The sequence below is a fragment of the Bacillus sp. SLBN-46 genome (genome assembly GCF_031453555.1).
GTDB lineage: Bacteria > Bacillota > Bacilli > Bacillales > Cytobacillaceae > Neobacillus.
The window spans coordinates 1,982,556-2,007,946 of record NZ_JAVIZM010000001.1; the positions used below are offsets into that span (position 1 = coordinate 1,982,556).

The window sequence follows — 25,391 nt, forward strand, 5'->3', positions numbered from 1 at the left end:
GAGTTCAGGAAGCCCTTCGAAGTTCAATTATAGGCGAAGATATCCCCAATTCTCCAGCAGAGTTTCGGGAAGAAGTAGCATCTGAAGTTGCCGCGCCTATAAAAACTCGCTACTCATTGAAAAAAGACGATCCTGTTCCTGAAATTGGAGCATCAGTTCCAATCCATTCTCATGGATACAGAGAAGAAACTGCTGCCGAAATAGCAGCCCCAGTACCTGTAATTCGAAGAGATGTGCGTACAGGGGATAGGGAGAGAGCAGAGGGAGGGACCGGAATAGGAACCCTTGCAATTGCCCTTTCGATTTTGTCCCTGTTTGTTATGCCAATTCTTTTTGGTGCTGCAGGTATTGTGTTAGGGTTTGTTGCTAGAAGAAGGGGTGCTGAGGGGCTTGGTGCCTGGGCAATAGGTATTGGTGCCATCTCGATCATTCTTGGTATGTTTATTCTTCCGTTCTTTTAACATGAACACAGCCTAGGAGCAAAAAGAAACCCGGTAGCCGATACCGGGTTTCTTACTTTTTATTTATTCACTTTCTCTTCTTCAGCTTTTTTGCGGAAATATTCTTCCGCAACTTGATCAATTTCTTTTTTCAATTCTTCGACCATTTGAGCCTCTGGAACTTTACGAACGATTTCACCTTTTCTAAAAAGCAAACCTTCACCCCGAGCACCTGCAATTCCGATATCAGCTTCTCGAGCTTCACCAGGACCGTTGACAGCACAGCCTAAAACTGAAACCTTAATAGGGGCTTTGATATTTTGGATATATTCTTCGACTTCATTTGCAATACTGATTAGGTCAATTTCGATTCGACCACAAGTTGGACATGAAATTAATGTGGCTGCATTAGATGAAAGTCCGAAAACTTTCAATAGTTCTCTTGCTACTTTCACTTCTTCAACCGGGTCTGCACTTAAAGAAATACGAAGGGTGTTACCGATTCCTTTACTAATGATAGCACCTAACCCTGCCGCACTCTTTACAGTTCCGGAAAATAGTGTTCCTGATTCTGTAATTCCTAAATGTAAGGGATAGTCAAAAGCACGTGCTGCTTTTTCATATGCTTCAATCGCCAGATTAACATCTGATGCTTTCATGGAAACAATGATGTCGTGGAAATCTAAATCCTCAAGAATTTTAATATGGTGAAGGGCACTCTCAACCATACCATCTGCAGTCGGATAACCGTACTTTTCAAGAATCTTTTTCTCGAGTGAACCTGCGTTTACTCCAATCCGAATGGGGATTCCACGTTCTTTTGCAGCTTTAACAACAGCTTCCACTTTTTCACGCTTGCCGATGTTTCCAGGATTAATTCTGATTTTATCTGCTCCGCCTTCAATAGCTTTAAGAGCTAATTTATAATCAAAATGAATATCTACCACAAGGGGAATATTAATTCGTTTTTTGATTTCTGAAATAGCATTTGCTGCTCGTTCGTCTGGACATGCCACACGAACAATTTGACAACCTGCTTCCTCAAGACGTTTAATCTCAGCAACTGTTGCTTCAACATCATGAGTCTTAGTTGTAGTCATACTTTGGATAATTAATTCATTATTCCCGCCAATTGTTAAATTACCAACTTTAACTGGCCGGGTTTTTGTGCGATGTATAATTTCACTCACGTGGAATTCGCTCCTTTAAATTGGAATTCGAATATGGGTTCTAAAATCAATTCGACTTTATTTTATCAGTCTACCACTATTTTTGACAAGAAGAAGCAATTATCCTCATTTTTTTGAGTAATCAGGAAAAACGTAGGTGGAGCCAATCTGAATTTTCTCAGGAGACTTTCCTTTATTTAGCTTCTTAAAGTCTTCAATAAGCTCGGTTATTGAAACAGGAAGAGATTTATCTAACTCATTTTCAACGATTGAAATAACTGTATCGCCAGGTTTTACTTTTGCTTCAAATGCAGGGATATCTGTATTAGGTTTATTATTGTTTACTTTAGTCATGTTCTCCATCTGTGCATCAACATGCTGAGGAGCTGAAGTGGGTAGTGTGCCAACAGTTAAATCAAAGTAAATAACATATATGATTAAAACAGATAATAACAAACCAAAAAGTTTTTTCATCGGACAAGCCTCCAGCATAGAAAGTTTGTACATACCTATGCTTGTCCAACTAAAAAAAGAACTATATAAAAAAAATACACCAATTATGGTGCATCTCTTTTAACCGTTTTTGGTCTTGGAATTTCCTTGATGGCTAAGTATAAAACAATAATCACAACAAACCAATTGATCAGCGCACTGTTAGGTACAGTGGTTTTAATGGCTGCCATAATCGTAAAAAATAACGTAGGCAGCGTTTCACTATATGCAGCCATTCTCCATAATTGGCGATAATTGAGCTTTCTTCCTAATAGGTTCTTTAATACTAGACCTATTAATGCTAAGACGGACACTTCAATAAAGCTGGCGGCACTAGAGAAAAGGTAAATAAGCAGCGAAACCACAGGTATAATAACACCTTTTACTCCAGCAATAGAATCGATAAATTTAAGCATTTCATCCTTAGTTAAACCTTCAAACATGGAATAGGGTGATGTATCAGTCCGTCCTGCTGCAGTAAGGACGAATTCATCCTTTAACAAGGCAAAAGCATTTCCTTCGTTCTCCACATCGGTTTCAGTCATAGTGCCAGTTGGATCGATGATAATCGTGAAGTCCTCACGATTAATTATAACAGGTACATCGGTTTTCGCTGATAGTTGTCCATTCTTTATCGAAAAATCAGGCGATTCATTCGTCAGAATCTTCTCAGCGGTATCTATTCCAGTGGTTAATGCTGTACTAAAATAAATAATGGCAGGTAGAACGGAAATCAATGTTAGAAAGAACACATAAAGAATAGTTTTCCCGATTCCCTGGAAACGAAATAAAGCAATATCTTTTGGGGAGTAGATACTTTTAATAAATTGTTTAAAAATATTCATAGTGACCACCTTTATACAGATTCCATTCTATTGTATCTTTTGTAGGCCTTATATACAAGAATGCCTCATGAAACCTTTTTGATTCTCGTTCGTAAAAATAACTATAGAAAGGAATGAAAAGATGGAAATAGTGTATTGGGCATTAATAGCCATTTTATTTATTGTAGCTTTCGTAGGATTGGTATACCCCATCATTCCCAGCGTCATTTTTTTGGTAGCAGGTTTCCTATTGTATGGCGTGTTTTTTAGTTTCGAACCTTTTCATTGGTTATTCTGGGTAATTCAAGGATTGTTTGTCATTTTATTGTTTGTGGCTGATTATATTGCAAATATGATTGGCATTAAGAAATATGGGGGCTCTAAAGCCGGTATTTGGGGAAGTACGATTGGTCTTATTTTTGGACCATTTATTATCCCGGTGTTGGGTATCTTAATTGGGCCTTTTATTGGTGCAATAGCAGCAGAGTTAATCTTCAATAAAAGAAACTTTATGGATAGCATAAAAATCGGATTTGGTTCTGTAATAGGGTTTATAAGCAGTGTTGTGACAAAAACCATCATTCAAGCAATAATGATCGGATATTTCCTAGTGGTTATTTTAAATTAAAAAGCCACCGAGGTGGCTTTTTAATTTAAACCGCAAATTTCGAAGGAACAATTTTGGCAATCTACTTCTTGCTTTAAGCAGCTTATCTTTTTAACAGTGATCTTTTGATTATCATATGAAATGATATCCTTTTCTCGAAGCTCCTTCAAAGAACGTTGAATTACCTCTCGTGTCCCAAAGGTTAAATTAGCTAGTTCCTGATGTGTTAGCGGAAGGTCAATCAAGATGCCATCATCTGTCTTCACACCATATGAATTGCACAATCGGATCAAAATGGAATACAGGCCTCCTTTTTTTCCATTCATTATTAAGTCCTGGCATTTCATTTGCGCTTTAAGATAACCAGTGCTTAACCAGTAAACAAGAGCATTCATTGCTTCTGGGTCTGTCAAGACAAATTCTTCAAAATGCTCCTTTTTGACGAGCAACATTTCACAATCAGTTAATGTTTTCGCATAAAATTGATAATGGGGATTTGCTTTAAACAACTGATACTCAACAATTAACTCTTGGTTATTCAAGACTTTTAAAATAAACTCTTTTCCTTTTAAGTGGACTCTTCCAAGTGCAATACTTCCTTTAAGTAATAAGTAAACATACTCTACTGAATCTTTTTCTTGAAAAAGGACCGAACCAGATTTAATCTTTTGAATCGGTTCTTTTTTTTGGAAAAACTGGACCATTAAATTATATATAGAAACCATATTGCTTTCCATCATTATCACTCCCTATATATTACAGCTTAACAGAATAAGGGAAGGAGAATCATGACACTTTTTTGAAATATAATGAGTTATGAATAAAAATCGTTGAAATGGGGATTGTAAATATGTTAGCTTAAGCATTTTATTTGAAACGCTTTACTAATTTTGGTACTCTTAAGCTACAAAGCTTAAGAAAATTCGAAAAATCGTTGGATTTTTTGATTGACTTTAGCCGAAAAATAATATGAATACATAGGAGGAATTTTACATGGCTTTTGAATTACCACAATTACCTTATGCAGAAGATGCTCTTGAACCACACATTGACAAGGAAACTATGAATATTCACCACACTAGACACCACAACACGTATGTAACAAATCTTAACGCAGCATTACAAGGCAACGAAGAATTACTTTCTAAATCTGTTGAAGAAGTAATTGCAAACTTAGATGCTGTTCCAGAAGCAGTACGTACAGCTGTACGTAATAATGGTGGCGGACATGCAAACCACTCTTTATTCTGGCAAATCCTTTCACCAAATGGTGGCGGTGCACCAACAGGTGAATTAGCAGATGCAATTAACAGCAAATTTGGAAGCTTCGAAAGCTTCAAAGAAGAGTTTGCAAAGGCTGCAACTACTCGTTTCGGTTCTGGCTGGGCATGGCTATCAGTGTCAAACGGCGAATTAGAATTAACAAGCACTCCAAATCAAGATTCTCCATTAATGGAAGGTAAAACTCCTATTCTTGGCCTAGATGTTTGGGAGCATGCTTACTACCTAAAATATCAAAACAAACGCCCAGACTATATTGGTGCGTTCTGGAACGTAGTAAACTGGGATGAAGTTGCTAAACGTTACAACGAAGCAAAGTAATTCCTTAATGAAAACAAAAAGACAGCTGTTTTTAAAAGCAGCTGTCTTTTTGTTTGTTCCGATACCCGAAAAATTTGAATAGAAACCACTCTCTTGTTAAAGACTACCCTTAAGATAAAGGGGAGTTTTAAAGGTGAAAAAATCAAAAATTTTAGGTGATGTAGAATTAACAAAAGATCTAACACTTTTGTTAGTTATTGGGGGGTTATATTCATTAAGTGTTGCTCTTTCCAATACATTTGTGAATATATACCTATGGAAACAAACAGGAAGTTATTTTGATCTAGCACTTTATAATCTTTCGATTGTCGTTCTACAACTGTTGACGTTTATCTTAGCAGGACGGTGGGCAAAGAAAATCGATAGGGTTATTGTACTTAGAATCGGTGTGATTTTCTTGGCTGTCTTTTATCTAATGGTATTAATTACTGGTACAAAGGCATCCACCTTTTTATTACTTTTGGGCAGTCTCCTGGGTATAGGGTATGGTTTTTATTGGCTAGCCTACAATGTTTTAACCTTTGAAATTACAGAACCAGAAACTAGAGATTTTTTTAACGGATTTTTAGGGATCCTTAGCTCAGCAGGTGGAATGATAGGTCCATTAGCTGCTGGATTCATCATCACTAGATTTGAAAAATTCACCGGATATACGTTTGTATTTGGATTGTCTTTAGCATTATTTGCACTTGCTGTATTTATCAGCTTTTCTTTAAAGCCAAGACCTGCTGCCGGGAGATATTGTTTTAGACGTATATTAGAGGAAAGAAAACTAAATGAAAATTGGCGTCTCGTTACCAATGCCCATTTTTTCCAGGGACTTAGAGAAGGGACGTTTTTATTTGTTATCTCCGTGTTTGTTTATATTTCAACTGGGAGTGAAATGGCTCTAGGTACATTTGGTTTGATTAACTCGGGCATTTCCTTTGTTGCTTATTACCTTGCATCCCGCTTAATCAAAAAGAACAATCGTAAAAAAGCCATTCTGATTGGTGGTCTAATACTATATGCGGCCGTCTTAATCATTGTATGGGATGTAAATTTCGTAAAACTGTTAATTTATGCTGCTATGATTGCTCTGGCCTATCCACTCTTGCTTGTCCCGTATATGTCAACTACCTATGATGTGATAGGAAACGGGTGGAAAGCTGCAGAAATGAGAATTGAGTATATCGTTGTAAGAGAAATCTTTCTAAACTTAGGACGAATCGTTTCTATCCTTGCCTTTATTGCCGCAGTCACATGGTTTAATGAGGATCAAAGTATTCCTATATTATTGTTAATATTAGGTGCAGGACATTCTTTGATTTATTTATTTATAAAAAGGGTTCAATTACCTGTAGCGTAATGAGGCTGACAAATCAGCCTCATTTTCCATTTTGAAGAGAAATTAATAAAAAATGTCGAAATACGCAAAATTGGTAAGGGTTATTCATAGAAAAAAAGCTCATTTTCTTATAAAATAGAGGATGTTGTGTTAAGCCTTGAAAAAAGGAAGTGTGTAAGAACCTTGAATAAAAAGAAAAAAAAGAAGACGCATGTACCGTTCCGTTTAAATATGTTATTTTTTGTGGTTTTTGTGCTGTTTTCCGTTCTCATCCTCCGCTTGGGTGAATTACAAATTGTTTTTGGTGATGATTTTAAACGGGAAATTGAACGAACAGAGGATATCACCGTAAATAACCCTGTCCCAAGAGGAAAAATGTATGATCGAAATGGGAAAGCCATTGTTGATAATAAACCTTTAAATGCCATTACTTATACAAAGAATCAAAGTACTACGCAAGAAGAAATGTTGAAAACAGCAGAGAAATTGGCAAAATTTATTGAGATGGACACAAAAAAAATACCTGTAAGAGATAAAAAAGACTTTTGGATTATGAAGTATCCTGAAAAGGCAAAGGCCTTAATCTCTAAAAAAGAATGGGATAAATATAAACAAAAAAAATTAACTGACAAAGAAATCTATCAAATGCAAATTGACAGAATTGAAAATGATGATCTTATGGAGCTAGAAAATGATAAAGAGGCAATGGAAGTCCTAGCGATTTATAGGAAATTCAATAGCGGATATGCACTGACACCACAAATCGTTAAAAATAAAGATGTAAAACCTGAAGAATTTGCGATTGTTAGTGAAAACTTAGAAAATCTTCCAGGTGTGGATACAACTACTGACTGGGACCGAACTTATCCGTTTGGTGATACATTAGGGTCCATTTTAGGCAATGTTTCATCCTCAGAAGCAGGAATACCAAAAGAACAGTTAAGTAAATATCTTGCTCGAGACTATAGCAGAAATGACCGTGTGGGACAAAGTTATATTGAATTAAAGTATGAGGATGTCCTTCATGGTCAAAAAGCAAAAGTAAAAAATGTAACAGATAAGTCTGGGAAGGTTCTTTCTACTGAAGTTGTTTCTGAAGGTAAAAGGGGAAAAGACCTTGTATTAACCATTGATATGGATTTACAGAAGCAGGTAGAAAAAATTATTGAAGATGAGATGTGGGATGCGAAGAAAAAGCCAAATACTGCGCTATTGGATCGTGCTTTTGTAGTAGTCATGAATCCTAAAACAGGAGAAATTCTGTCGCTAGCCGGAAAGCAAATTGGTAAGGACAAAGCTGGTAAAACCGTTATGAAAGACTTTGCTGGAGGGAATATTACATCTTCCTATAACGTCGGGTCCGCTGTGAAAGGGGCAACCATCCTAACGGGTTATAAAACAGGAGCAATAAGTCCTGGAGATACTCAACTGGATGAACCTTTAGTTATTAAAGGTACACAGGTGAAAAAATCTTGGAAAACATTTGGAAGAATTAATGACTTAAGAGCACTTCAAGTCTCTTCTAACGTTTATATGTGGAAAACAGTTATTGAGATGGCCCATGGACGTTATGTCCCTAACGGACCATTAATATTAGATACAGAAAAGACTTTTAATACAATGAGACAAACCTTTAGTCAATTTGGACTTGGTACCCGGACGGGGATTGACCTGCCAAACGAAGCGAGCGGTTTTCCGGGTTCAGAAAATAAACCAGGTTTGCTTCTTGACTTTGCCATTGGTCAATATGATACCTATACACCGATTCAGCTTGCACAGTATGTTTCTACGATTGCTAACGGCGGTTATCGTGTGCAGCCACATATCGTTAAGGAAATCCGCGAGCCAATAATGGAGAATAATGAATTAGGTCCTATTATTGAAGAAATGCAACCTAAGGTATTAAATCGTGTGGATATGAAAGAACAATGGATTAAGCGAGTACAAGAAGGTTTCCGCATGGTTATGCAGGTGGGCGATGGTACAGCTACAAGTTACTTTAAAAGTGCTCCGTACCACCCAGCCGGTAAAACAGGGACTGCACAGGCCTTTTATTACGGGTCTGATAAATCTAAATATGGTACACCAGTCATGAACTTAAGTCTTGTTAGCTTTGCACCTTCAGACAATCCTGAAGTAGCTTTGGCTGTTATGGTACCATGGGCATACCAAGGAAATAGTGGACCGAGTGTGAATAACTTAATTGGCCGAAAAGTAATGGATGCATACTTTGACTTAAAAAAGAATCGTAATAGTACGGGAGAATCATCAACTACAGAACAACAGCAGACTGAAATTCCTACTGATGCAAATCAAAACAACCAATAGTCAACAAGAAACTGTCTCCAATTTGGAGCAGTTTTTTTTTATAAAGTTAAAGCAATTGGAGCAAGATATAATTACATAACAAAATCAGAAATAAATGGGACAAGTAAGGATGGTGAATTTACAAAAGCTCAACATAGATTTACAAAACCTTTACATTCCATTAAAACCCGGTTTACAGTGAGGGTTTATTCTTAAACATGTAAGGAAGACAAACATTAATAACAACTAAAATCCTTAGGGGGAATTAAGAAATGAAAAGCCTGAAAAAATTAAGCTTATTTTCGATTCTAGCAGCAGTTATGGTCATGATGGCTGCTTGTGGAGGCGGAGCTGGTACTGATAAAAAAGACGGAACAGCTGATGGTGGAAATAAAGAACTTTCTGGCTCATTAGTTATTTCCGGTTCATCTGCAATGCAGCCATTAGTTGCAGCTGCAGCAGAAGAATTTATGGCAGACAATCCTAATGTTGATATTCAAGTTAATGCTGGAGGTTCTGGTACAGGCTTATCACAAGTGGCTGAAGGATCTGTACAAATTGGAAACTCAGACGTTTTTGCTGAAGAAAAAGAAGGTATTCCTGCCGACCAGCTTGTTGATCATAAAGTAGCTGTAGTTGGAATCACTGCTGCCGTTAACCCTAATGTAGGTATTAAAGATATTTCAAAAGAAGATTTAGTTAAAGTTTTTACTGGAAAAGTGACGAACTGGAAAGAAGTTGGCGGTAAGGATCAAAAAATCGTATTAGTAAACCGTCCTGATTCATCTGGTACTCGTGCAGTATTCAATAAATTTGGTTTAGATGGTGCTACACCAGCAGAAGGAATTACAGAAGATTCATCAAACACAGTTAAGAAAATTATCAATGAAACAGATGGAGCAGTTGGTTATCTTGCATTCTCATATTTCACTGATGATAAAGTTACTCCACTTTCAATTGACGGAGTAGAACCTACTGATGAGAGCGTTCAATCAGGTAAGTTCCCAATCTGGGCATATGAACATTCATATACGAAAGGTGAGCCTGATGGCCTTGCAAAAGCGTTCCTTGACTATTTAATGTCAGATGATATTCAAAACACTCTGTTAAAAGAACAAGGATACCTTCCTGTTACAAAAATGAAGGTTGAACGTGATGCAGAAGGAAAGCAGAAAAACCTATAAGCAGTAAAATTTTTAAAAGTAAAGGGTAAATGCAGGATGCGTTTACCCTCTTATGACGTATTCATAGGGGTGTTTGGATTTATATGGAAAAAACAATTCCTGCAAGTGAGAGATTATTAAAATCAAAAAAAAGTCTAATGTCTGGGGAAATGAGAGGCAAGGTTATAGTCATACTATGTGCTGTAATCATGATCTCAGTAACCATTTCAATCACCATTTTCTTAGGTACCAAAGGTCTACAATCTTTTATTAAAAATGGTGTCAGTGTGATTGAGTTTATTACTAGTTCAAATTGGAACCCTACAAATAAAGCTAATCCGGAATATGGTGCTTTACCGTTTATCTTCGGCTCCTTTGCCGTCACTTTCCTTTCGGCGCTAGTTGCTGCACCATTAGGTATTGGCGGTGCTATTTTTATGACTGAAATTGCACCATCCTGGGGAAGGAAAATTTTACAGCCTGTCATTGAGTTATTGGTGGGAATTCCCTCCGTTGTTTATGGTTTCATCGGACTTACCGTGTTAGTTCCTTTTATCAGGGAGAGTGTGGGGGGTCTCGGCTTTAGTTTATTATCTGGGACGATTGTGCTTTCAATTATGATTTTGCCAACTGTAACGACCATTGCGACAGATGCAATGAGTTCAATACCAAAAAATCTTCGTGAAGGTTCCTATGCGTTGGGTGCCACCCGTTGGCAGACTATTCGTAAAGTCTTAATACCAGCAGCATTACCAACTCTTTTAACGGCAATCGTGTTAGGTATGGCCAGAGCCTTTGGGGAAGCACTAGCTGTTCAAATGGTTATTGGTAACGTAAGAGACCTACCATCAAGCATATTAGATGCATCAGCAACTTTAACGACGATTATTACACTCAATATGGGACATACAACCTATGGAAGTGTTGAAAATAATACACTATGGTCAATGGGATTGATTTTATTAGTCATGTCGTTTGCGTTTATTCTCCTTATTCGCTATCTCTCTTCTAGGAGGAAAATGTAATGAACAGCAAAACTGCGGATCGTATTGCAACGGGAGTCTTTATTGCAATTGCTATTATTATCGTTTCTATATTAGTCGGTCTATTTTATTATATTTTGGTTAATGGTCTTAAGCATATTTCAATAGATTTCTTAACAACCCCATCTAGCAACGTACGTGCGGGCGGAGGTATACGTGATCAACTTTTTAATTCTTTTTATATCTTGTTTATTACAATGTTAATTGCTGTTCCACTTGGAGTGGGCGGTGGTATTTATATGGCTGAATATGCAAAACCAGGGAAAATTACAGACATTATTCGTTCATGTATTGAAGTGTTGGCATCACTGCCATCTATCGTCATCGGGATGTTTGGTTTATTAATGTTTGTAAATGTTACAGGCTGGGGCTATACCATCCTGGGTGGTGCGTTGGCACTTACTGTTTTTAATTTACCTGTAATAGTAAGGGTTAGTGAGGATGCTCTTCGATCAGTTCCTCGCGATTTAAAAGAAGCGAGCCTTGCCCTAGGAATTACTCATTGGCATACGATTAAAACAGTTTTATTACCAAGTGCTTTCCCGTCTATTTTAACTGGAGCCATTCTTGCTTCGGGTCGTGTGTTTGGTGAAGCAGCGGCGTTGTTATTTACGGCAGGCCTTTCTACACCAAGATTAGATTATGCGAATTGGAATCCATTTTCAGCGCAATCGCCATTAAATATTTTCCGTCCTGCGGAAACACTGGCTGTTCACATTTGGTCAGTTAATACTCAAGGGTTAATTCCAGACGTTGAGGAAGTTTCAAATGGATCTGCTGCAGTTCTAGTTATATCCGTACTAATATTTAATTTATTAGCCCGGTGGATTGGTAGTTTGATTCATAAGAAAATCACAGCAACTAAATAAAGGGCGGGATACATGATGGTTACAGCTTTTAAGGAAAAGAGCTCAACAGAACAAGCTGTTCAGTCAAACAGCCATATGGTAAAGGAACATATTTTGAAGGTCAATCATTTGCAGATATTCTACGGGGAAAAGCGTGCAGTTAATGGAATATCAATGGATATTGAAAAAAATGGCGTAACAGCGCTTATTGGTCCTTCAGGATGTGGTAAATCAACTTTCCTGAGAAGTATTAATCGGATGAATGACTTAATTCCGGGAGCAAGGGCTGAAGGTGAAATCCTTTATGAAGATGTCAATATTTTGTCTGATGACATCAATGTTGTAGCTTTACGTAAGGAAATTGGAATGGTTTTTCAAAAGCCAAATCCCTTCCCTAAATCGATATACGAAAATATTACCCATGCCCTTAAGTTTGCTGGGATAAAAAAGAAAAAAGTCTTAGATGAAATTGTCGAGGAAAGTCTTCACAAAGCAGCGCTATGGGATGAAGTAAAGGATCGGCTCCATAAATCGGCACTCTCGCTTTCTGGAGGACAGCAGCAACGTCTTTGTATCGCAAGAACAATTGCGATGAAACCGACTGTTATGCTCCTGGATGAACCGTCTTCTGCTCTAGACCCGATATCAAATGCTAAAGTTGAAGATTTGATTGTTGATTTAAAGAAGGATTATTCAATTATTATTGTCACCCATAATATGCAGCAAGCATCTCGTATTTCAGACAAAACTGCCTTCTTTTTAAACGGCGATTTGGTTGAATATGACAACACGGAAACAATCTTTACTAATCCATCTGTTAAAAAGACCGAAGAATATATTTCTGGTAGGTTTGGATAAGGAGGAATCGGTGTGGCAATCCCAACATTGACTAGAGAAGTTTTTAATGTGAAAGATCTTAACTTATGGTATGGAGAGAATCATGCCTTAAAGAATATCAATTTTCCTATTAATAAAAAAGAAGTAACAGCTATTATCGGTCCATCTGGTTGTGGGAAATCAACATTTATTAAAACCCTAAATTTGATGATCAATATGGTCCCAAATGTAAAAATGACCGGTGAAATTAATTATGATGGTCAAAATATATTAGATGAGAAAATGGACCTTGTTGAACTGCGTAGGCATGTTGGCATGGTCTTTCAAAAGGGTAATCCATTCCCACAATCGATTTATGATAATATTGCCTATGGTCCAAGAATTCATGGAATTAAGAAAAAGGTTCATTTGGACGAACTTGTCACAAAATCATTAATGGATGTGGCTCTATGGGATGAAGTTAAGGATCGTTTACATGCACCTGCTTTAGGACTTTCAGGTGGGCAACAGCAAAGGTTATGTATAGCAAGGGCGCTCGCGACTAAACCTGAGGTTTTGTTAATGGATGAGCCGACTTCTGCCCTCGATCCCATCTCTACTTTGAAAATTGAGGAATTAATTTTAGAGTTGAAAGAAAAATATACCATTGTTATTGTTACCCATAACATGCAGCAAGCGGCACGGGTTTCAGATAAAACAGCTTTCTTTTTAATGGGGGAATTAATCGAATTAGATTCCACTTCTGCTATTTTTTCAAATCCAAAAGATTCACGAACGGAAGGCTATATTACAGGAAGATTCGGATGATGAGGTGACTAAATTGAGTACAAGGTCGAATTTTGATAATAATTTAAAGCAGTTGAAAGAATTGCTATTACAAATGGCTAATAAAGCTGAGTTGGCCATAAAGGAATCGATGATCGCTCTAATTAACCAAGATATGGAAATGGCTAAGCTTGTAATTGATGGCGATAATGAAATTGATGATTTAGAGCATGAAATCAATGATAAGGCTTTATTATTAATTGCAAGAGAATCACCTGTAGCAACAGATTTAAGACAAATCAATGTAGCCTTAAAAGTATCATCTGAGGTGGAGCGGATGGCGGACATGGCTGTGAACATTGCAAAATCTGCGGTTCATATCGGAAATGAAAAACATATAAAAGAAATGGTTGATATTCCAAATATGATGGAAATGGCTTTAGATATGGTATCTGATTCTATCAAAGCATTTTATTCAGAGGATATTACCCTTGCTAAAAGTTGTGCTAAAAGAGATGATCAAGTAGATAAAATGTTTGGAAGCCTGATTCAGGAACTATTAGGTTACATTCCTAAAAATCCTAATTCTACAAACCAAATTATCCAATTAGCATTCGTGTGTAGATTTATTGAAAGAATAGCTGACCATTCCACAAATATTGCTGAAAATGTAATCTATTTAGTAACAGGAAAACGAATTGATTTGAACGCCTAACAAAAAATAGTATGAATCAAAGATGAAGCACACTAAGAGTGCTTCGTCTTTTTTTTATTCACAAGGTAGAGTTTTGTCGAAAAGGAAGCAAGATACGACAAATTGCGTTTATTGTGTGCCTATCAATCTGATGATAACATTAAATTATAAATAATAAGAATAATATGGATATATATGCATATAATGATTGTTTGCAGAAACGGAGGACAAAACATGATTGAGGAAATAATTAAATTACGAGGGGACGGGCTATCGTTTCCAAGAATTGCTTCAGTACTTAATACAACGGTTGGTAAAGTTCAATATAGATGGAATAAATGGATAGATCACTCGGATGAAATTCATTCAAATGTCCAAAAAACCACTGGTAAGAAGTCCGCTAATAGCCAAATTGCACCTGATCAAATTCCTCTTAAGGGTGAATTGAAGGCAAAACTTGTTTCCCCTCGAAAAATTATTCTTTTCTGGGAAGTTTCCGAAATACCGAAGAAAATAATTGAACTATTTTTCAAGAAAAGGTTTGAGGAGCTCGTAACGGTTATCCGTGTGTATGACGTAACAGATATTACGTTTAATGGAAAAAATGCACACCATTTTTATGAAATACCCGTTTCTTATCAAAGTGGACATTGGATAATAAAAGGCCTAATACCCAATAGGAATTTTGTTGCAGAATTAGGAATTTATTTTTCAGATCAAAACTTTTTCCCTCTTCTTCGGTCTAATTGCATTCAAACCCCTCAATCCCAGATAGTGAGTGGGTATGAAGGGAACTCTAATCTTTACTTGAAGGTTCAAGAATATGAAGAGAAACCGCCAAAGTGGACGGAACATGTAAGTACGTATAGCTATTATGTTGAAACAACAAACAACTTGGAGGAGAAAAATGAATAAGACATTTTCTCAACAAGATGAGGCTAATAAGCCCGCAAATAATTGGCAATTAAAAATCTTAATGCTGTGCTGGGAGTATCCACCGAATATTGTTGGCGGACTCTCGAGGCATGTAGCTGGTTTATCCGCTGAATTGGCAGCACTTGGTCATGAAGTTCATGTATTAACGGCTGGGACGGACCAACTTCCTGCGTTTGAAACCATGAGTGGTGTGCATGTTCATCGAGTTCAGCCAATTAATAATCGTGATGAGCATTTTTTCCCCTGGATAGGCGGCTTAAATTTGGCCATGGCCTTTAAGGCTGAAAGATTATCAGAAGAGATTACATTTGATTTACTACATGCACATGATTGGCTTGTAGGGGCATCTGCTATTGTTTTAAAGGATACCCTTGGTGTCCCATTATTAACGACCATTCACGCAACTGAGCATGGTAGAAATAATGGGATTTACAATGAAATGCAGCAATTTATACATGAGAAGGAACAACAGTTAATTTCTGAATCTGATCATATTATTGTTTGCAGTGAATACATGAGGGATGAACTCCTTTCTATATTTAAAGAAACATATGTGAATATAGCTGTTATTCCAAATGGAATTGAGTTAGTGGCACCAAATCAAGCCTTAAATGAGATTTTCCCGGGACTAAAGAACGGAAAATATATATTTTCCTTAGGGAGAATTGTAAAGGAAAAGGGTTTTGAAACAATCATAGAGGCAGCTGCAATTGCCAAAGATGAAGGATTAGATTATCGGTTTATTATTGCTGGAAAGGGGCCAATGCTTGAGGCATATCGCCAGCATATTTCAACCCGGCAATTAGAGAGTCACGTCCAATTTATTGGCTTCATTACAGATGAACAAAGGAATGTCTTGATTCAAGAAAGTGAGTTGGCGGTGATACCAAGTTTATACGAACCTTTTGGTATTGTTGCATTGGAAACAATGACCTTCGGTAAACCAACGATTGTTTCCAATACCGGAGGCATGAAAGGAATAGTTAAGCACCTCCAAACAGGGTTATTGATGGTTCCGGGAGATGCACGAAGCTTACTGGAGCAAATTAGCTTTTTACATAATAACCCTAAGAAAGCACAAGAAATTGGAGAAAAGGGAAGACAAATTGTAAAGAGCTTGTATGGTTGGAAACGAATTGCCTCAGAAACAAGTAGAGTAATGGAAGATTTATTGTTAAGTGAGCGCATTAACAAGAGTGAGGAAGAAGGACAGGGAAGGCAAATAATTCGTAAATAAGGTGTAAGCGATGATGAATTTAATTGAAAAACACAATATTGAACAGACTTCCGGCCGTCAACAGTCATCTGAATCATTACTATTTATTCCGGGGCTATGGGTAAATGGGAAGTACTATTGGCTACAGGACTGTACGGAAAAGGTCATTTATGATGAAGAGATGACAATCAGAGTAAAACAGGAACAAGTACATTCTAAAATTCGAATGTCCAGTATTTTCGTAAGTAATCACGGCAATCAGGAGAAAGAGATTAAAGTATTAGCTATGCACCATTTTTCAAATGTTGGGAAAGATAATTTAACCTTTGTTTCTCCCTTAGATAATCACATTTTTCATCATACTAATAAACAGGTTTATTTAGTTAATGCTCATTACCAAAGGATAGGATTAACAGAATATACGGCTATGCCTCTTTGGAATGTCTATACAGACCAAATTTGGAGCTCACTTCAAACCGGGACTTTGAAATACCAGCCATTGGCTAAGGGTCCTGCAGCAAGCGTGTTTGCTTTAAAAATGGCCATTCAACCACATGAAACAGGCAAAATGATGACTTGGAGTATTAATGGATCGAACAAAAATGAATTAATTGCAATGGAAGATGCTCTAATAAAAAATATACACTAGCATTTCCTTTTGAAAAATGATATTATAGAAAAGTCGTATGAACGAACTAGCTTAATCGTTTGGAGGGAAATTGACATGCGTGTAAATATTACGTTAGCTTGCACTGAGTGTGGAGACCGTAACTATATTTCAACAAAAAATAAACGTAACAACCCAGACCGTCTTGAGCTTAAGAAATATTGCCCAAGAGAAAAGCGTACAACAGCACACCGTGAAACAAAATAAGCAGTAGGGCTTCCTGCTGCTTTTTTTGTTGTCCAAATGTTATGTATGGAGGTTTCAATCGAATGAATGGTAAACATTCACTACGCAAAATAATAAAAGATTCTCTCTCAGAACTAACAAGACCTCTCTATGAAGATTACTCCTATAAAATAGCAACCCGATTGTTTGATGATGATGACTGGAAACAAGCAAATGTCATTGGAATCACCATATCTAAACGTCCTGAAGTTGATACATATCAAATTATTCGTAAAGCATGGGAACAAGGTAAACAAGTGGTAGTACCAAAGTGTAACCCAAAGGAAAAGAAATTAGTATTTCGAACATTAAAGGAATTTTCCCAGCTTGAGTCCGTGTTTTATGGTCTATATGAACCAATTGAAGACCAAACTGCTAAGGTCGAAGCAGATGATATCGATCTTTTAATTGTACCAGGCCTTGCCTATACGAAGACAGGATATCGTGTGGGATTTGGAGGTGGGTATTATGATCGGTTTTTAACCGCTTATTCAGGGAAAACACTCTCAATGGCCTTTGAAAATCAAATAGTTGAGCAATTCCAAGTTGAAACGCATGATTTACCTGTATCAAAAATTATTACAAATGTTGAGGTTATTTATACAAAATGATCGAAGTTTTAATTGTTTTTATTGGTATTCTATTGACAGGACTAGCAGGCTATTCACTTAAATCGTTGACCGTATCAGGTGCCCTTGCAGCTATAATTACTGGGCTTGCTGTATATCTGGGTTTTGGAATAAACGGATTGGTCCTTCTTGGTGTTTTCTTTGCCTCTTCAAGCCTATGGTCAAAATATAAGAGCTCCGCAAAGAATAGTATTGAAGAAAAATTAGCAAAAGGTGCAACAAGGGATTGGCGGCAAGTGTTTGCTAATGGAGGAGCAGCTGGATTTTTTAGTATTGTTCATTTCTCTCATCCTAATTTTATTTGGTTAATAGGGTTTGTTGTTTGTCTTGCAAGTGCGAATTCAGATACATGGGCTTCTGAAATTGGTAGCCTTAGCCGTAAGCACCCTATATACATACGTACATTTAAACGGATTGAGAAGGGAACCTCAGGTGCAATTAGTCTGTTAGGAAGCACCGCAGCACTAGCTGGCGCGCTTCTTATATCTATCTTTAGTTATTGGCTTTTTATGTTAAGCTTTAGAGTAACTGTTCTCATTTTTTTATTTGGATATATTGGTAATGTTATTGATACGATTATAGGGGCTTTTTACCAACAGGTATATGTTTGTAAAAAATGTGGGATAGAGACTGAGAAAAAAGAACATTGTCAAATAGCAACGACTAGAATAAAGGGTATTCCATTAGTAGATAATGATATGGTGAATTTTCTTTCAGGCGTGCTTTCTGCAATTTTAGCAATTTTAGTCATTCAATTAACAAGGTAATAAACAAAAAAACCACTTGTAACAAAATTGACTAATAGATAACGGTTTCATGAAGAATTTATAGTAATGAAAGATTGTGAAATAGTGTACAATCTAATTGTAGGTAAGATATAAATGAGATTTGATGAACGCACCTTAAACTACCTATTGGAGGAATAAGCCATGTTAAATCGAGTGAATAGAGTAGCATTAATTGGTACAGGGTTTGTTGGTTCTAGCTATGCATTTGCATTATTAAATCAAGGTATAACTGAGGAACTTGTCTTAATTGACTTAAATAAAGATAAAGCAGAAGGAGATGCAATGGACTTAAATCATGGACTTCCATTCGCTCCATCTCGTACAAAAATTTGGTATGGAGATTACAAGGATTGTGGGGACGCAGATCTTGTTGTCATTACAGCAGGGGCCAACCAAAAACCAGGCGAAACACGACTTGACTTAGTTGAAAAGAACACCAAAATATTTAAAGGCATTGTTGAACAAATTATGGCGAGTGGTTTTGATGGAATATTTGTTGTTGCTACAAATCCAGTTGATATTCTAACCTATGCGGTCTGGAAATTCTCAGGACTTCCTAAAGAACGCGTCATTGGCTCAGGGACAATCCTTGATACTGCAAGATTCCGATTCTTACTGGGCGACTACTTCGATGTAGATACCCGAAATGTTCACGCCTATATAATTGGTGAACATGGTGATACTGAGCTTCCTGTTTGGAGCCACGCTGATATAGCTGGTACCTCTATTTCAGAATGGACAAAAAATAAAGCTGGATTCATTCAAGATGATTTAAATCAAATCTTCCTAAATGTTCGTGATGCAGCCTACCATATCATTGAAAGAAAGGGTGCCACTTATTATGGAATTGCCATGGGCTTAGTTCGATTGACCAAGGCAATCTTACGAAACGAAAACTCTGTTCTTACAGTATCCGCATACCTTGATGGAGAATATGGACAAAATGATATTTATATTGGGGTACCTGCAGTAGTAAATCGAAACGGGATAAGAGAAATCGTCGAGCTCGACTTAAGTCAGGATGAAAAAGAAAAGTTTACAAACTCAGTTAATGTACTAAAGAACACAATGGAACCTGTATTTAAGAATATATAGAAAGACAATATGAGGCTGACTGCAAAAGGTCAGTCTTTTTTTACGGATTTTTGGATAATATGCAAACCAATATCACAAAATATCAACAGGAGGGATGAGAATGTCACGTATGTTAACATCCATTTTGATGATTGGCTCAATTGGATATTTTGCCTATCGATACAGATATCGTTTAATCAATATTCTACTTGGTTCCGGTTGGATGCGTAGGTTAGCTGTTGGTTCCATCATGAGCTTTCCTGGTGTAAAAAATAAAATGATGCAATCGGTATTTGGAGGACCATCTGAGCGGTGAAAAGCCACAGATGGTTTTTTTATTTTGTTAACTAATATTCCTTGTTTAATTTTTGTGACTTAAATAATTCGTTTATAATGAAAGTAATGAGGAAATTAAAAAGTCTCTAACTGCGACTTATTTTTATATAGAAAGTAGGGGGCAAGTTGAATTTTAGAGAGGACTATGTTTTTTGGAGGTTGGCATATTTTTTCATATCTGAGCAGGGCTATAGAATTATTCAATTATTTGATAATCAAAAAGAGCTTTGGTTAGAAAAACTTGAAAGTAAGGGTGCTCCAATTGTTCGTTTGCTTCGCCAAGACATTGACTGGAGCAACTCCATACAAAAAGATATTGAGTTTTGCACATCTAATGGAGAGAGAGTCCGTAGACAGGTCCGTCGTTGGGAACTAAATTTATTAAATATTTATGTAAGTCAATTTCCACCTGTTGATGAATATGAGTATCGACTGGCTAAGCCGTTTGTTTACCCAGAAGGAAAGAAAACGATTGTGAACTCAGTTTTATTAACCAGCAAGAATTACAATGAAGGTTTGCAACTTCTTTCAGAGCGGTATGGAAAGGATATTACGTTTTCAATTAATGATGAATACTCGGAACAGGATGCCGCCAATTTAAAGAATACCGCTTTAGAATATGCAATGAAAAAAGCGAAATCTGAAAGAGCTGTATTTACGAGTGGTAAACCGTTTTTTACCTATGTATTTATGATCATTCAAATTGCCGTTTTTTTCTGGTTAGAGACACATGGTGGAAGTACGAATAACCAGAATTTGATTAAGTATGGAGCAAAGTTTAATCCGTACATTCTAGATGGTGAATGGTGGCGCTTTCTTACACCAGTGTTTCTTCATAGTGGATTTACCCATTTAGCTATGAACACACTGTCCTTATATTTTCTAGGTACGGCAATTGAAAGAATGTACGGTAGTTTCCGCTTTGTATTTATCTACTTGTTTTCGGGAATAACAGGGTTCATTGCCAGCTTTATATTTGTTGATAACGTTTCTGTAGGAGCAAGTGGAGCTATTGCGGGATGCTTTGGAGCCTTACTTTACTTCGGTGTCATCTACCCTAAATTATTTGCAAGGACACTTGGAACGTACGTGATCGCTATCTTTTTAGTAAATATTGCATTTGGTTTTTCACAAAGTGGAATAGATAATGCTGGACATTTAGGTGGCCTAATTGGAGGATTTTTGGCATCAGGAATCATGCATTTTCCAAAGAAGAAAAAACCTCTATTACAAGGAATATTTTTACTCCTATCCATTATGACGGTTGCGATTTCTTTATATTTCGGTTTTAGTGATACATTAAAATCAAAAGGTGAAAATTCAAATCTCATATTAGCTCAAGAATATATAAACCACGAGAATTATAAGCAGGCATATGAAGTTCTTAAGGGTGTCGAGGAGAGGTCAGAGAACCCTTCGGCTCAAATTTATTTTCTGTTATCCTTTACGGAGATTAAGCAAAACATGCTAACAGAGGCAAGAACACATTTGCATAAGGCTTTAAAATTGGAACCTGAATTTCCAGAAGCCAACTATAATTTGGCACTAATTTATTTAGAAGAAAACGACCTAATACAAGGGAAAAAGTATGCTGAAAGAGCAGCCAAACTAAGTCCGGATAAAAAGGAATATACGGCCTTAGTCCGGGAAATTGATCAACTTATTCAATCATCTGGCGGAGGAGAATAGGCTCTCCATTTTCTGTCTCAGTTAAAACTAATAAATGTGATTTATTCTTTGCTAGTAAAATGAGCGGGAGGGTACTGCCGATTGGGGACACAATGGTGCCATCGGCTTTTTTTATGCCAAGGAAGTAATTTTTATAAAGGCCTTCCCATAATTGACCAACAATTCGATCGGTAACTGCTTTTGAAAATCCAGATAAACCTGACTTTGCTTTCTCACTAAATAGGGTGAATGGGAATGCTTGATAGTCATTTAAATGAATAGTGTAGTGCCTAATCCCTTTATTCCAGCTGTATTGCAGCATTCTTTCTGTTTGTTCATCTAGTTTTTGTTTCCACTCCGTTTGTTCTTTTGTTTTAGGACTGTGGAAGGATCGATTAGTATTATCCTGGGGAATGACGTATAAATAATCATCTGATAATGCTTGTGAACTAAATATTGGGCCGTCATTTTCATGGAGTTCTCCTTGGTGAAAAGTAATTGCTTGAAAAAGAGAAGAATCCTTAATAGGAATGCGCTTCTCTTGTATGAGCCTTGATGTAGTTTGTTTCCAATCGCCAAGTTCTCCAATCAGCCTTCCATTGGAGTATAAAAACCCTGCATCCTGCCGTAAATACGCTTTTCGGTCAAGAGTGGAATCTATCGTCCAAAGTAAGGAACTTGGTTCAATTATAGATAGAGAGGTTTTGGCAGATGTAAAGTTAACATTAGGTGCAATTGGAAAATAAGTAATACTTTCTTCTGCAACAGGTGTTTTTACTTGGAAGTAAACGTAAGCAGTGATACTGAGTATTAAAATTCCAACCATGACATAAATTTTTCTCACTATTTTTCTTCCTTCCGTGGTTTAAATAACACTTTGTTTGTCCTGTTACTGTTATATGGCCACATTATCATGGAAATGCCAATAAATTGGACATGTATTAAGGAAGAAGGAAAGATTTTTATAGAATAAATAAATTATTGCCTTGAGGTGGAATTTTGCTTAGGTTATACTTTTTGTTGTGAAACTAATTGTTCTCTCCATATTAAAATTAAGGGGATCATGATGAAAACGATTTATGAAATTCAGCAATTCTTAAAGCAATTTGGAACAATTATTTACGTCGGAGATAGAGTCGCAGATCTTGAACTAATGGAGTTGGAATTAAAGGAATTGTATCAGGCGCAGTTAGTAGAAACAAGAGAGTTCCAAACGGCATTGTTAATTTTAAGGCACGAAATTCAATTAGAAAAAGAAAAATCAAAATAACAAAGATAGGTGAATATACATTGTCAGAGAAATGGATTGCAGGTGTTGATCTAGGGGGAACCACTACTAAAATTGCCTTTATCACGATGGATGGAGAAATCGTTGAAAAATGGGAAGTACCTACCGATAACACCAATGAAGGTCAAAATATTACATTCAATATTTCAAAAGCCATTGATGAAAAATTAATGGAATTAGGTCAGATGAAGGACAAATTAATAGGAATTGGAATGGGTGCTCCTGGGCCTGTTGACTACGAGAATGGAATCATTTTAAACGTGGTGAATTTAGGCTGGAGAGATAATTATCCTTTAAAAGCAAGTCTCGAAACAGCTACCATGCTTCCAGCTACAATTGAAAATGATGCCAATTGTGCAGCCTTGGGCGAGATGTGGAAGGGTGCTGGAAATGGAGCTAAGGACCTTGTTTGCATCACGTTAGGAACAGGTGTTGGCGGTGGCGTTATTGCTAATGGCAACATCGTTCAGGGTGTGAACGGTGCAGCTGGAGAAATTGGCCATATTACTGCTATCCCTTTTGATGGTGCACCATGTAATTGTGGCAAGACTGGGTGTCTTGAAACAGTGGCATCAGCTACAGGAATTGTTCGCTTGGCGATGGAAGAGTTAAATAAGAACGAATCAAAGGGTGAACTAAGGAATATATTAATCAATAATGGAAAAATAACGGCTAAAGATGTGTTCGATACAGCCAAAAATGGGGATGTATTAGCTCTTGAAGTTTTAGATGTGGTGTCCTTTCACTTAGGCTTTGTTGCCGCTAATATTGCCAATACGTTAAATCCAGGGATGATTGTCCTTGGCGGCGGAGTTTCAAAAGCTGGGAGCATTCTATTAAATAAGGTAAAAGAATACTTTGTTAAATATGCTTTCTCGGCTGTCAGAGAATCCACAACCTTATCTTTAGCAACATTAGGAAATGATGCTGGAGTCCTTGGGGCAGCATGGCTTATAAAGAATAAATTAAACCAATAGTAAACAATCATTTGAAAAGCCTGCAATCGTGCAGGCTTTTTCTTTTCATACATTCATTCATTCATTTCTTGCAGTCATCATACATATTTATTTATGATGGGAGGAGGGGGAAGAATGGAAATAACAATACGATCCGGAGAGACAGTATCCTTTTTTAGTCGCTTGTTTAAGGTGCCGATCAGCCTCATTGAAGATTCCAACCCTAATATAAGTCCAAATAACCTAAAATTGCGAGAAAAAGTTAAAATACCAGGATATATATCAATCCCCTATGTAATACAAGATGGGGATACTTTATTGGACATTGCAGCGGCTGTCGATCTACATGTAGATGCACTTCTCATCCTTAATCCAAGTATGGAGTCAGAACGTGTAAAAATGGGTGAGACCATATATGTACCAGAGAGGATTGCTACTCCTTTTACTACAGTGAAATCTGCTTGTAATTATATCAGCCTTGAAAAAACAATTCATTCCCTTAAGAAGGCTTATCCTTTTATTTCAGTTAATATAATAGGTAAGAGTGTTCTTGGGAATTCCATTCATGAAATTAGAATCGGACGGGGTAAAAAGAAAATACATATGAATGCCTCGTTCCATGCTAATGAATGGATTACAACTATGGTTTTAATGAGCTTAGTCAATAATTATCTTCTCTCTTTAACTAATGGATCTATGATAAGAGGAGAAAAGACTTTTCATTCATATGAAGAAATAGAGTTATCTATTGTACCTATGGTCAACCCTGATGGAGTAGACCTCGTATTAAATGGGCCTCCTAGGGAGTTGAGGGAGGATGTAATTCAAATGAATGAGGGAAGCGATGAATTCGTTCATTGGAAGGCAAATATTAGAGGGATTGACCTCAATAATCAGTTTCCTGCTAATTGGGACGTTTGTAAAAGAAATAAGACACCAAAATCCCCAGCGCCTAGGGATTTCCCAGGCCATTCACCATTAACTGAACCTGAAGCGATTGCGATGGCGAATTTAGCAAAAAATAGCTCCTTTGATTTTATAATCGCCCTCCACACACAAGGAGAGGAATTTTATTGGGGGTATGAAGGTCTTGAGCCTTCAGTATCAGAAGAGATGGCCAAAGAGTTTGAGAGAGTAAGCGGATACCAAGCCATACGTTATGTTAATAGTCATGCAGGATATAAAGATTGGTTTATCCAAGAATTTAAACGCCCAGGTTTTACTATGGAGTTAGGAAAGGGGATCAATCCTCTTCCCCTATCGCAATTTCAAAAAATACTAAAGCCATCAGAGGCGATTTTTAAGGCTGCTCTTTCTTTTTCATTTTTATAGACACGATATACTTGTTTTATCTCTCCATACTGATTAAAATAAATTATCATCAATAAGACAATGCGTATAAAAAGCCGGGTATACGGCTTTTTTCCTATTTTGTCTTATAAGTTAGAAAACCTGAAACATTTTTGTAAAAAAAACGTACTAACATAAGA

At 36.9% G+C, this 25,391-nt stretch carries 28 protein-coding genes; 23 read left to right on the plus strand and 5 right to left on the minus strand.

The annotated features are described in order from the left end of the window. Window positions 1–116: 116 nt before the first annotated feature. A complete protein-coding gene (locus QFZ87_RS10070; RefSeq protein ID WP_396133959.1) occupies window positions 117–461 on the plus strand; it encodes a hypothetical protein in 345 nt (114 codons plus the stop codon). Between the two features lie 59 nt (window positions 462–520). On the opposite strand, the gene ispG is transcribed toward QFZ87_RS10070, so the two are convergent. The 3 genes from ispG to QFZ87_RS10085 all read right to left on the minus strand — a co-directional run bounded on the left by ispG (window position 521) and on the right by QFZ87_RS10085 (window position 2,946). Next, window positions 521–1,621, minus strand: a complete 1,101-nt coding sequence (ispG, locus tag QFZ87_RS10075; protein ID WP_309867754.1) for a flavodoxin-dependent (E)-4-hydroxy-3-methylbut-2-enyl-diphosphate synthase — start codon at window positions 1,619–1,621, stop codon at window positions 521–523. A 114-nt stretch (window positions 1,622–1,735) separates the two neighbouring features. Then, entirely contained in the window at window positions 1,736–2,083 is a 348-nt protein-coding gene (locus tag QFZ87_RS10080) for a LysM peptidoglycan-binding domain-containing protein (protein WP_309860608.1), read from the minus strand. An 83-nt stretch (window positions 2,084–2,166) separates the two neighbouring features. Next, window positions 2,167–2,946: a DUF1189 domain-containing protein gene (locus QFZ87_RS10085; RefSeq protein WP_309860610.1), complete on the minus strand. Its 780-nt coding sequence runs from the start codon at window positions 2,944–2,946 to the stop codon at window positions 2,167–2,169. Between the two features lie 121 nt (window positions 2,947–3,067). On the opposite strand from QFZ87_RS10085, the gene QFZ87_RS10090 reads away from it, so the two are divergent. After that, window positions 3,068–3,553: a DUF456 domain-containing protein gene (locus QFZ87_RS10090; protein ID WP_309860611.1), complete on the plus strand. Its 486-nt coding sequence runs from the start codon at window positions 3,068–3,070 to the stop codon at window positions 3,551–3,553. 20 nt (window positions 3,554–3,573) lie between these two features. On the opposite strand, the gene QFZ87_RS10095 is transcribed toward QFZ87_RS10090, so the two are convergent. Continuing rightward, window positions 3,574–4,272 (minus strand): Crp/Fnr family transcriptional regulator, encoded by a 699-nt coding sequence (locus QFZ87_RS10095; RefSeq protein WP_309860613.1) that lies wholly within the window; start codon window positions 4,270–4,272, stop codon window positions 3,574–3,576. Between the two features lie 253 nt (window positions 4,273–4,525). Between QFZ87_RS10095 and QFZ87_RS10100 the strand changes: the two genes are divergently transcribed. From QFZ87_RS10100 to QFZ87_RS10185, 18 genes are all read left to right on the plus strand, one after another. Beyond that, window positions 4,526–5,134, plus strand: coding sequence for a superoxide dismutase (locus QFZ87_RS10100; RefSeq protein ID WP_309860615.1), 609 nt, complete (start codon window positions 4,526–4,528; stop codon window positions 5,132–5,134). A 133-nt stretch (window positions 5,135–5,267) separates the two neighbouring features. Continuing rightward, entirely contained in the window at window positions 5,268–6,482 is a 1,215-nt protein-coding gene (locus QFZ87_RS10105) for an MFS transporter (protein WP_309860617.1), read from the plus strand. A gap of 210 nt (window positions 6,483–6,692) precedes the next feature. After that, window positions 6,693–8,789 carry a peptidoglycan D,D-transpeptidase FtsI family protein gene (locus QFZ87_RS10110; RefSeq protein ID WP_483862246.1) on the plus strand — a complete coding sequence of 699 codons (2,097 nt, stop codon included), beginning with the start codon at window positions 6,693–6,695 and terminating at the stop codon, window positions 8,787–8,789. A gap of 251 nt (window positions 8,790–9,040) precedes the next feature. Next, the gene (locus QFZ87_RS10115; protein ID WP_309860620.1) at window positions 9,041–9,952 is read left to right on the plus strand and encodes a phosphate ABC transporter substrate-binding protein; all 912 of its coding nucleotides are present in this window, start codon (window positions 9,041–9,043) and stop codon (window positions 9,950–9,952) included. Window positions 9,953–10,035: 83 nt separating this feature from the next. Continuing rightward, complete coding sequence (gene pstC, locus QFZ87_RS10120; protein WP_309860623.1) at window positions 10,036–10,956, plus strand: phosphate ABC transporter permease subunit PstC; 921 nt, start codon at window positions 10,036–10,038, stop codon at window positions 10,954–10,956. After that, on the plus strand, window positions 10,956–11,843 hold the full coding sequence (gene pstA, locus QFZ87_RS10125) for a phosphate ABC transporter permease PstA (RefSeq protein WP_309860625.1): 888 nt from the start codon (window positions 10,956–10,958) through the stop codon (window positions 11,841–11,843). The genes pstC and pstA overlap by 1 nt, the downstream gene beginning before the upstream one ends. A 75-nt stretch (window positions 11,844–11,918) precedes the next feature. Beyond that, window positions 11,919–12,680 (plus strand): phosphate ABC transporter ATP-binding protein PstB, encoded by a 762-nt coding sequence (gene pstB, locus QFZ87_RS10130; RefSeq protein ID WP_309867757.1) that lies wholly within the window; start codon window positions 11,919–11,921, stop codon window positions 12,678–12,680. A gap of 6 nt (window positions 12,681–12,686) precedes the next feature. Next, window positions 12,687–13,466: a phosphate ABC transporter ATP-binding protein PstB gene (gene pstB, locus QFZ87_RS10135; protein WP_396133960.1), complete on the plus strand. Its 780-nt coding sequence runs from the start codon at window positions 12,687–12,689 to the stop codon at window positions 13,464–13,466. Window positions 13,467–13,470: 4 nt separating this feature from the next. Then, window positions 13,471–14,139 carry a phosphate signaling complex protein PhoU gene (gene phoU, locus QFZ87_RS10140; protein ID WP_309860630.1) on the plus strand — a complete coding sequence of 223 codons (669 nt, stop codon included), beginning with the start codon at window positions 13,471–13,473 and terminating at the stop codon, window positions 14,137–14,139. Between the two features lie 213 nt (window positions 14,140–14,352). Next, window positions 14,353–15,033: a DUF4912 domain-containing protein gene (locus QFZ87_RS10145; RefSeq protein ID WP_309860632.1), complete on the plus strand. Its 681-nt coding sequence runs from the start codon at window positions 14,353–14,355 to the stop codon at window positions 15,031–15,033. Beyond that, window positions 15,026–16,291, plus strand: coding sequence for a glycosyltransferase family 4 protein (locus QFZ87_RS10150; RefSeq protein ID WP_309860634.1), 1,266 nt, complete (start codon window positions 15,026–15,028; stop codon window positions 16,289–16,291). The genes QFZ87_RS10145 and QFZ87_RS10150 overlap by 8 nt, the downstream gene beginning before the upstream one ends. 10 nt (window positions 16,292–16,301) lie before the next feature. Further along, complete coding sequence (locus QFZ87_RS10155; RefSeq protein ID WP_309860636.1) at window positions 16,302–16,919, plus strand: hypothetical protein; 618 nt, start codon at window positions 16,302–16,304, stop codon at window positions 16,917–16,919. A gap of 75 nt (window positions 16,920–16,994) precedes the next feature. Further along, entirely contained in the window at window positions 16,995–17,144 is a 150-nt protein-coding gene (gene rpmG, locus QFZ87_RS10160; RefSeq protein ID WP_015594975.1) for a 50S ribosomal protein L33, read from the plus strand. A 62-nt stretch (window positions 17,145–17,206) separates the two neighbouring features. Further along, a complete protein-coding gene (locus QFZ87_RS10165; RefSeq protein WP_309860639.1) occupies window positions 17,207–17,773 on the plus strand; it encodes a 5-formyltetrahydrofolate cyclo-ligase in 567 nt (188 codons plus the stop codon). Beyond that, window positions 17,770–18,558, plus strand: coding sequence for a DUF92 domain-containing protein (locus QFZ87_RS10170; RefSeq protein ID WP_309860641.1), 789 nt, complete (start codon window positions 17,770–17,772; stop codon window positions 18,556–18,558). The genes QFZ87_RS10165 and QFZ87_RS10170 overlap by 4 nt, the downstream gene beginning before the upstream one ends. A 162-nt stretch (window positions 18,559–18,720) precedes the next feature. Beyond that, window positions 18,721–19,674 (plus strand): L-lactate dehydrogenase, encoded by a 954-nt coding sequence (locus QFZ87_RS10175; protein WP_309860642.1) that lies wholly within the window; start codon window positions 18,721–18,723, stop codon window positions 19,672–19,674. A 100-nt stretch (window positions 19,675–19,774) separates the two neighbouring features. Beyond that, window positions 19,775–19,969, plus strand: a complete 195-nt coding sequence (locus QFZ87_RS10180; protein ID WP_308083177.1) for a hypothetical protein — start codon at window positions 19,775–19,777, stop codon at window positions 19,967–19,969. Window positions 19,970–20,115: 146 nt separating this feature from the next. Beyond that, a complete protein-coding gene (locus QFZ87_RS10185; protein ID WP_309860644.1) occupies window positions 20,116–21,678 on the plus strand; it encodes a rhomboid family intramembrane serine protease in 1,563 nt (520 codons plus the stop codon). On the opposite strand, the gene QFZ87_RS10190 is transcribed toward QFZ87_RS10185, so the two are convergent. Further along, window positions 21,650–22,501, minus strand: coding sequence for a hypothetical protein (locus QFZ87_RS10190; protein WP_309860646.1), 852 nt, complete (start codon window positions 22,499–22,501; stop codon window positions 21,650–21,652). The two genes, QFZ87_RS10185 and QFZ87_RS10190, sit on opposite strands and share 29 nt — an antisense overlap. A gap of 222 nt (window positions 22,502–22,723) precedes the next feature. On the opposite strand from QFZ87_RS10190, the gene QFZ87_RS10195 reads away from it, so the two are divergent. The 3 genes from QFZ87_RS10195 to QFZ87_RS10205 all read left to right on the plus strand — a co-directional run bounded on the left by QFZ87_RS10195 (window position 22,724) and on the right by QFZ87_RS10205 (window position 25,233). Continuing rightward, window positions 22,724–22,927 (plus strand): YqgQ family protein, encoded by a 204-nt coding sequence (locus QFZ87_RS10195; RefSeq protein ID WP_309867759.1) that lies wholly within the window; start codon window positions 22,724–22,726, stop codon window positions 22,925–22,927. A gap of 20 nt (window positions 22,928–22,947) precedes the next feature. Next, window positions 22,948–23,922, plus strand: coding sequence for an ROK family glucokinase (locus tag QFZ87_RS10200; RefSeq protein WP_309860648.1), 975 nt, complete (start codon window positions 22,948–22,950; stop codon window positions 23,920–23,922). Between the two features lie 114 nt (window positions 23,923–24,036). Continuing rightward, on the plus strand, window positions 24,037–25,233 hold the full coding sequence (locus QFZ87_RS10205; RefSeq protein ID WP_309860650.1) for a M14 family metallopeptidase: 1,197 nt from the start codon (window positions 24,037–24,039) through the stop codon (window positions 25,231–25,233). The last annotated feature ends 158 nt before the right edge of the window (window positions 25,234–25,391 follow it).

Excerpts from the sequence above, each read along its gene's own strand:
- QFZ87_RS10080 (WP_309860608.1), bottom strand. The coding sequence starts at position 2,083 with ATGAAAAAACTTTTTGGTTTGTTATTATCTGTTTTAATCATATATGTT.
- QFZ87_RS10085 (WP_309860610.1), bottom strand. The coding sequence starts at position 2,946 with ATGAATATTTTTAAACAATTTATTAAAAGTATCTACTCCCCAAAAGAT.
- QFZ87_RS10090 (WP_309860611.1), top strand. The coding sequence starts at position 3,068 with ATGGAAATAGTGTATTGGGCATTAATAGCCATTTTATTTATTGTAGCT.
- QFZ87_RS10095 (WP_309860613.1), bottom strand. The coding sequence starts at position 4,272 with ATGATGGAAAGCAATATGGTTTCTATATATAATTTAATGGTCCAGTTT.
- QFZ87_RS10100 (WP_309860615.1), top strand. The coding sequence starts at position 4,526 with ATGGCTTTTGAATTACCACAATTACCTTATGCAGAAGATGCTCTTGAA.
- QFZ87_RS10110 (WP_483862246.1), top strand. The coding sequence starts at position 6,693 with ATGTTATTTTTTGTGGTTTTTGTGCTGTTTTCCGTTCTCATCCTCCGC.
- QFZ87_RS10115 (WP_309860620.1), top strand. The coding sequence starts at position 9,041 with ATGAAAAGCCTGAAAAAATTAAGCTTATTTTCGATTCTAGCAGCAGTT.
- pstC (WP_309860623.1), top strand. The coding sequence starts at position 10,036 with ATGGAAAAAACAATTCCTGCAAGTGAGAGATTATTAAAATCAAAAAAA.
- pstA (WP_309860625.1), top strand. The coding sequence starts at position 10,956 with ATGAACAGCAAAACTGCGGATCGTATTGCAACGGGAGTCTTTATTGCA.
- pstB (WP_309867757.1), top strand. The coding sequence starts at position 11,919 with ATGGTAAAGGAACATATTTTGAAGGTCAATCATTTGCAGATATTCTAC.
- QFZ87_RS10145 (WP_309860632.1), top strand. The coding sequence starts at position 14,353 with ATGATTGAGGAAATAATTAAATTACGAGGGGACGGGCTATCGTTTCCA.
- QFZ87_RS10150 (WP_309860634.1), top strand. The coding sequence starts at position 15,026 with ATGAATAAGACATTTTCTCAACAAGATGAGGCTAATAAGCCCGCAAAT.
- QFZ87_RS10155 (WP_309860636.1), top strand. The coding sequence starts at position 16,302 with ATGATGAATTTAATTGAAAAACACAATATTGAACAGACTTCCGGCCGT.
- rpmG (WP_015594975.1), top strand. The coding sequence starts at position 16,995 with ATGCGTGTAAATATTACGTTAGCTTGCACTGAGTGTGGAGACCGTAAC.
- QFZ87_RS10165 (WP_309860639.1), top strand. The coding sequence starts at position 17,207 with ATGAATGGTAAACATTCACTACGCAAAATAATAAAAGATTCTCTCTCA.
- QFZ87_RS10170 (WP_309860641.1), top strand. The coding sequence starts at position 17,770 with ATGATCGAAGTTTTAATTGTTTTTATTGGTATTCTATTGACAGGACTA.
- QFZ87_RS10175 (WP_309860642.1), top strand. The coding sequence starts at position 18,721 with ATGTTAAATCGAGTGAATAGAGTAGCATTAATTGGTACAGGGTTTGTT.
- QFZ87_RS10180 (WP_308083177.1), top strand. The coding sequence starts at position 19,775 with ATGTCACGTATGTTAACATCCATTTTGATGATTGGCTCAATTGGATAT.
- QFZ87_RS10195 (WP_309867759.1), top strand. The coding sequence starts at position 22,724 with ATGAAAACGATTTATGAAATTCAGCAATTCTTAAAGCAATTTGGAACA.
- QFZ87_RS10205 (WP_309860650.1), top strand. The coding sequence starts at position 24,037 with ATGGAAATAACAATACGATCCGGAGAGACAGTATCCTTTTTTAGTCGC.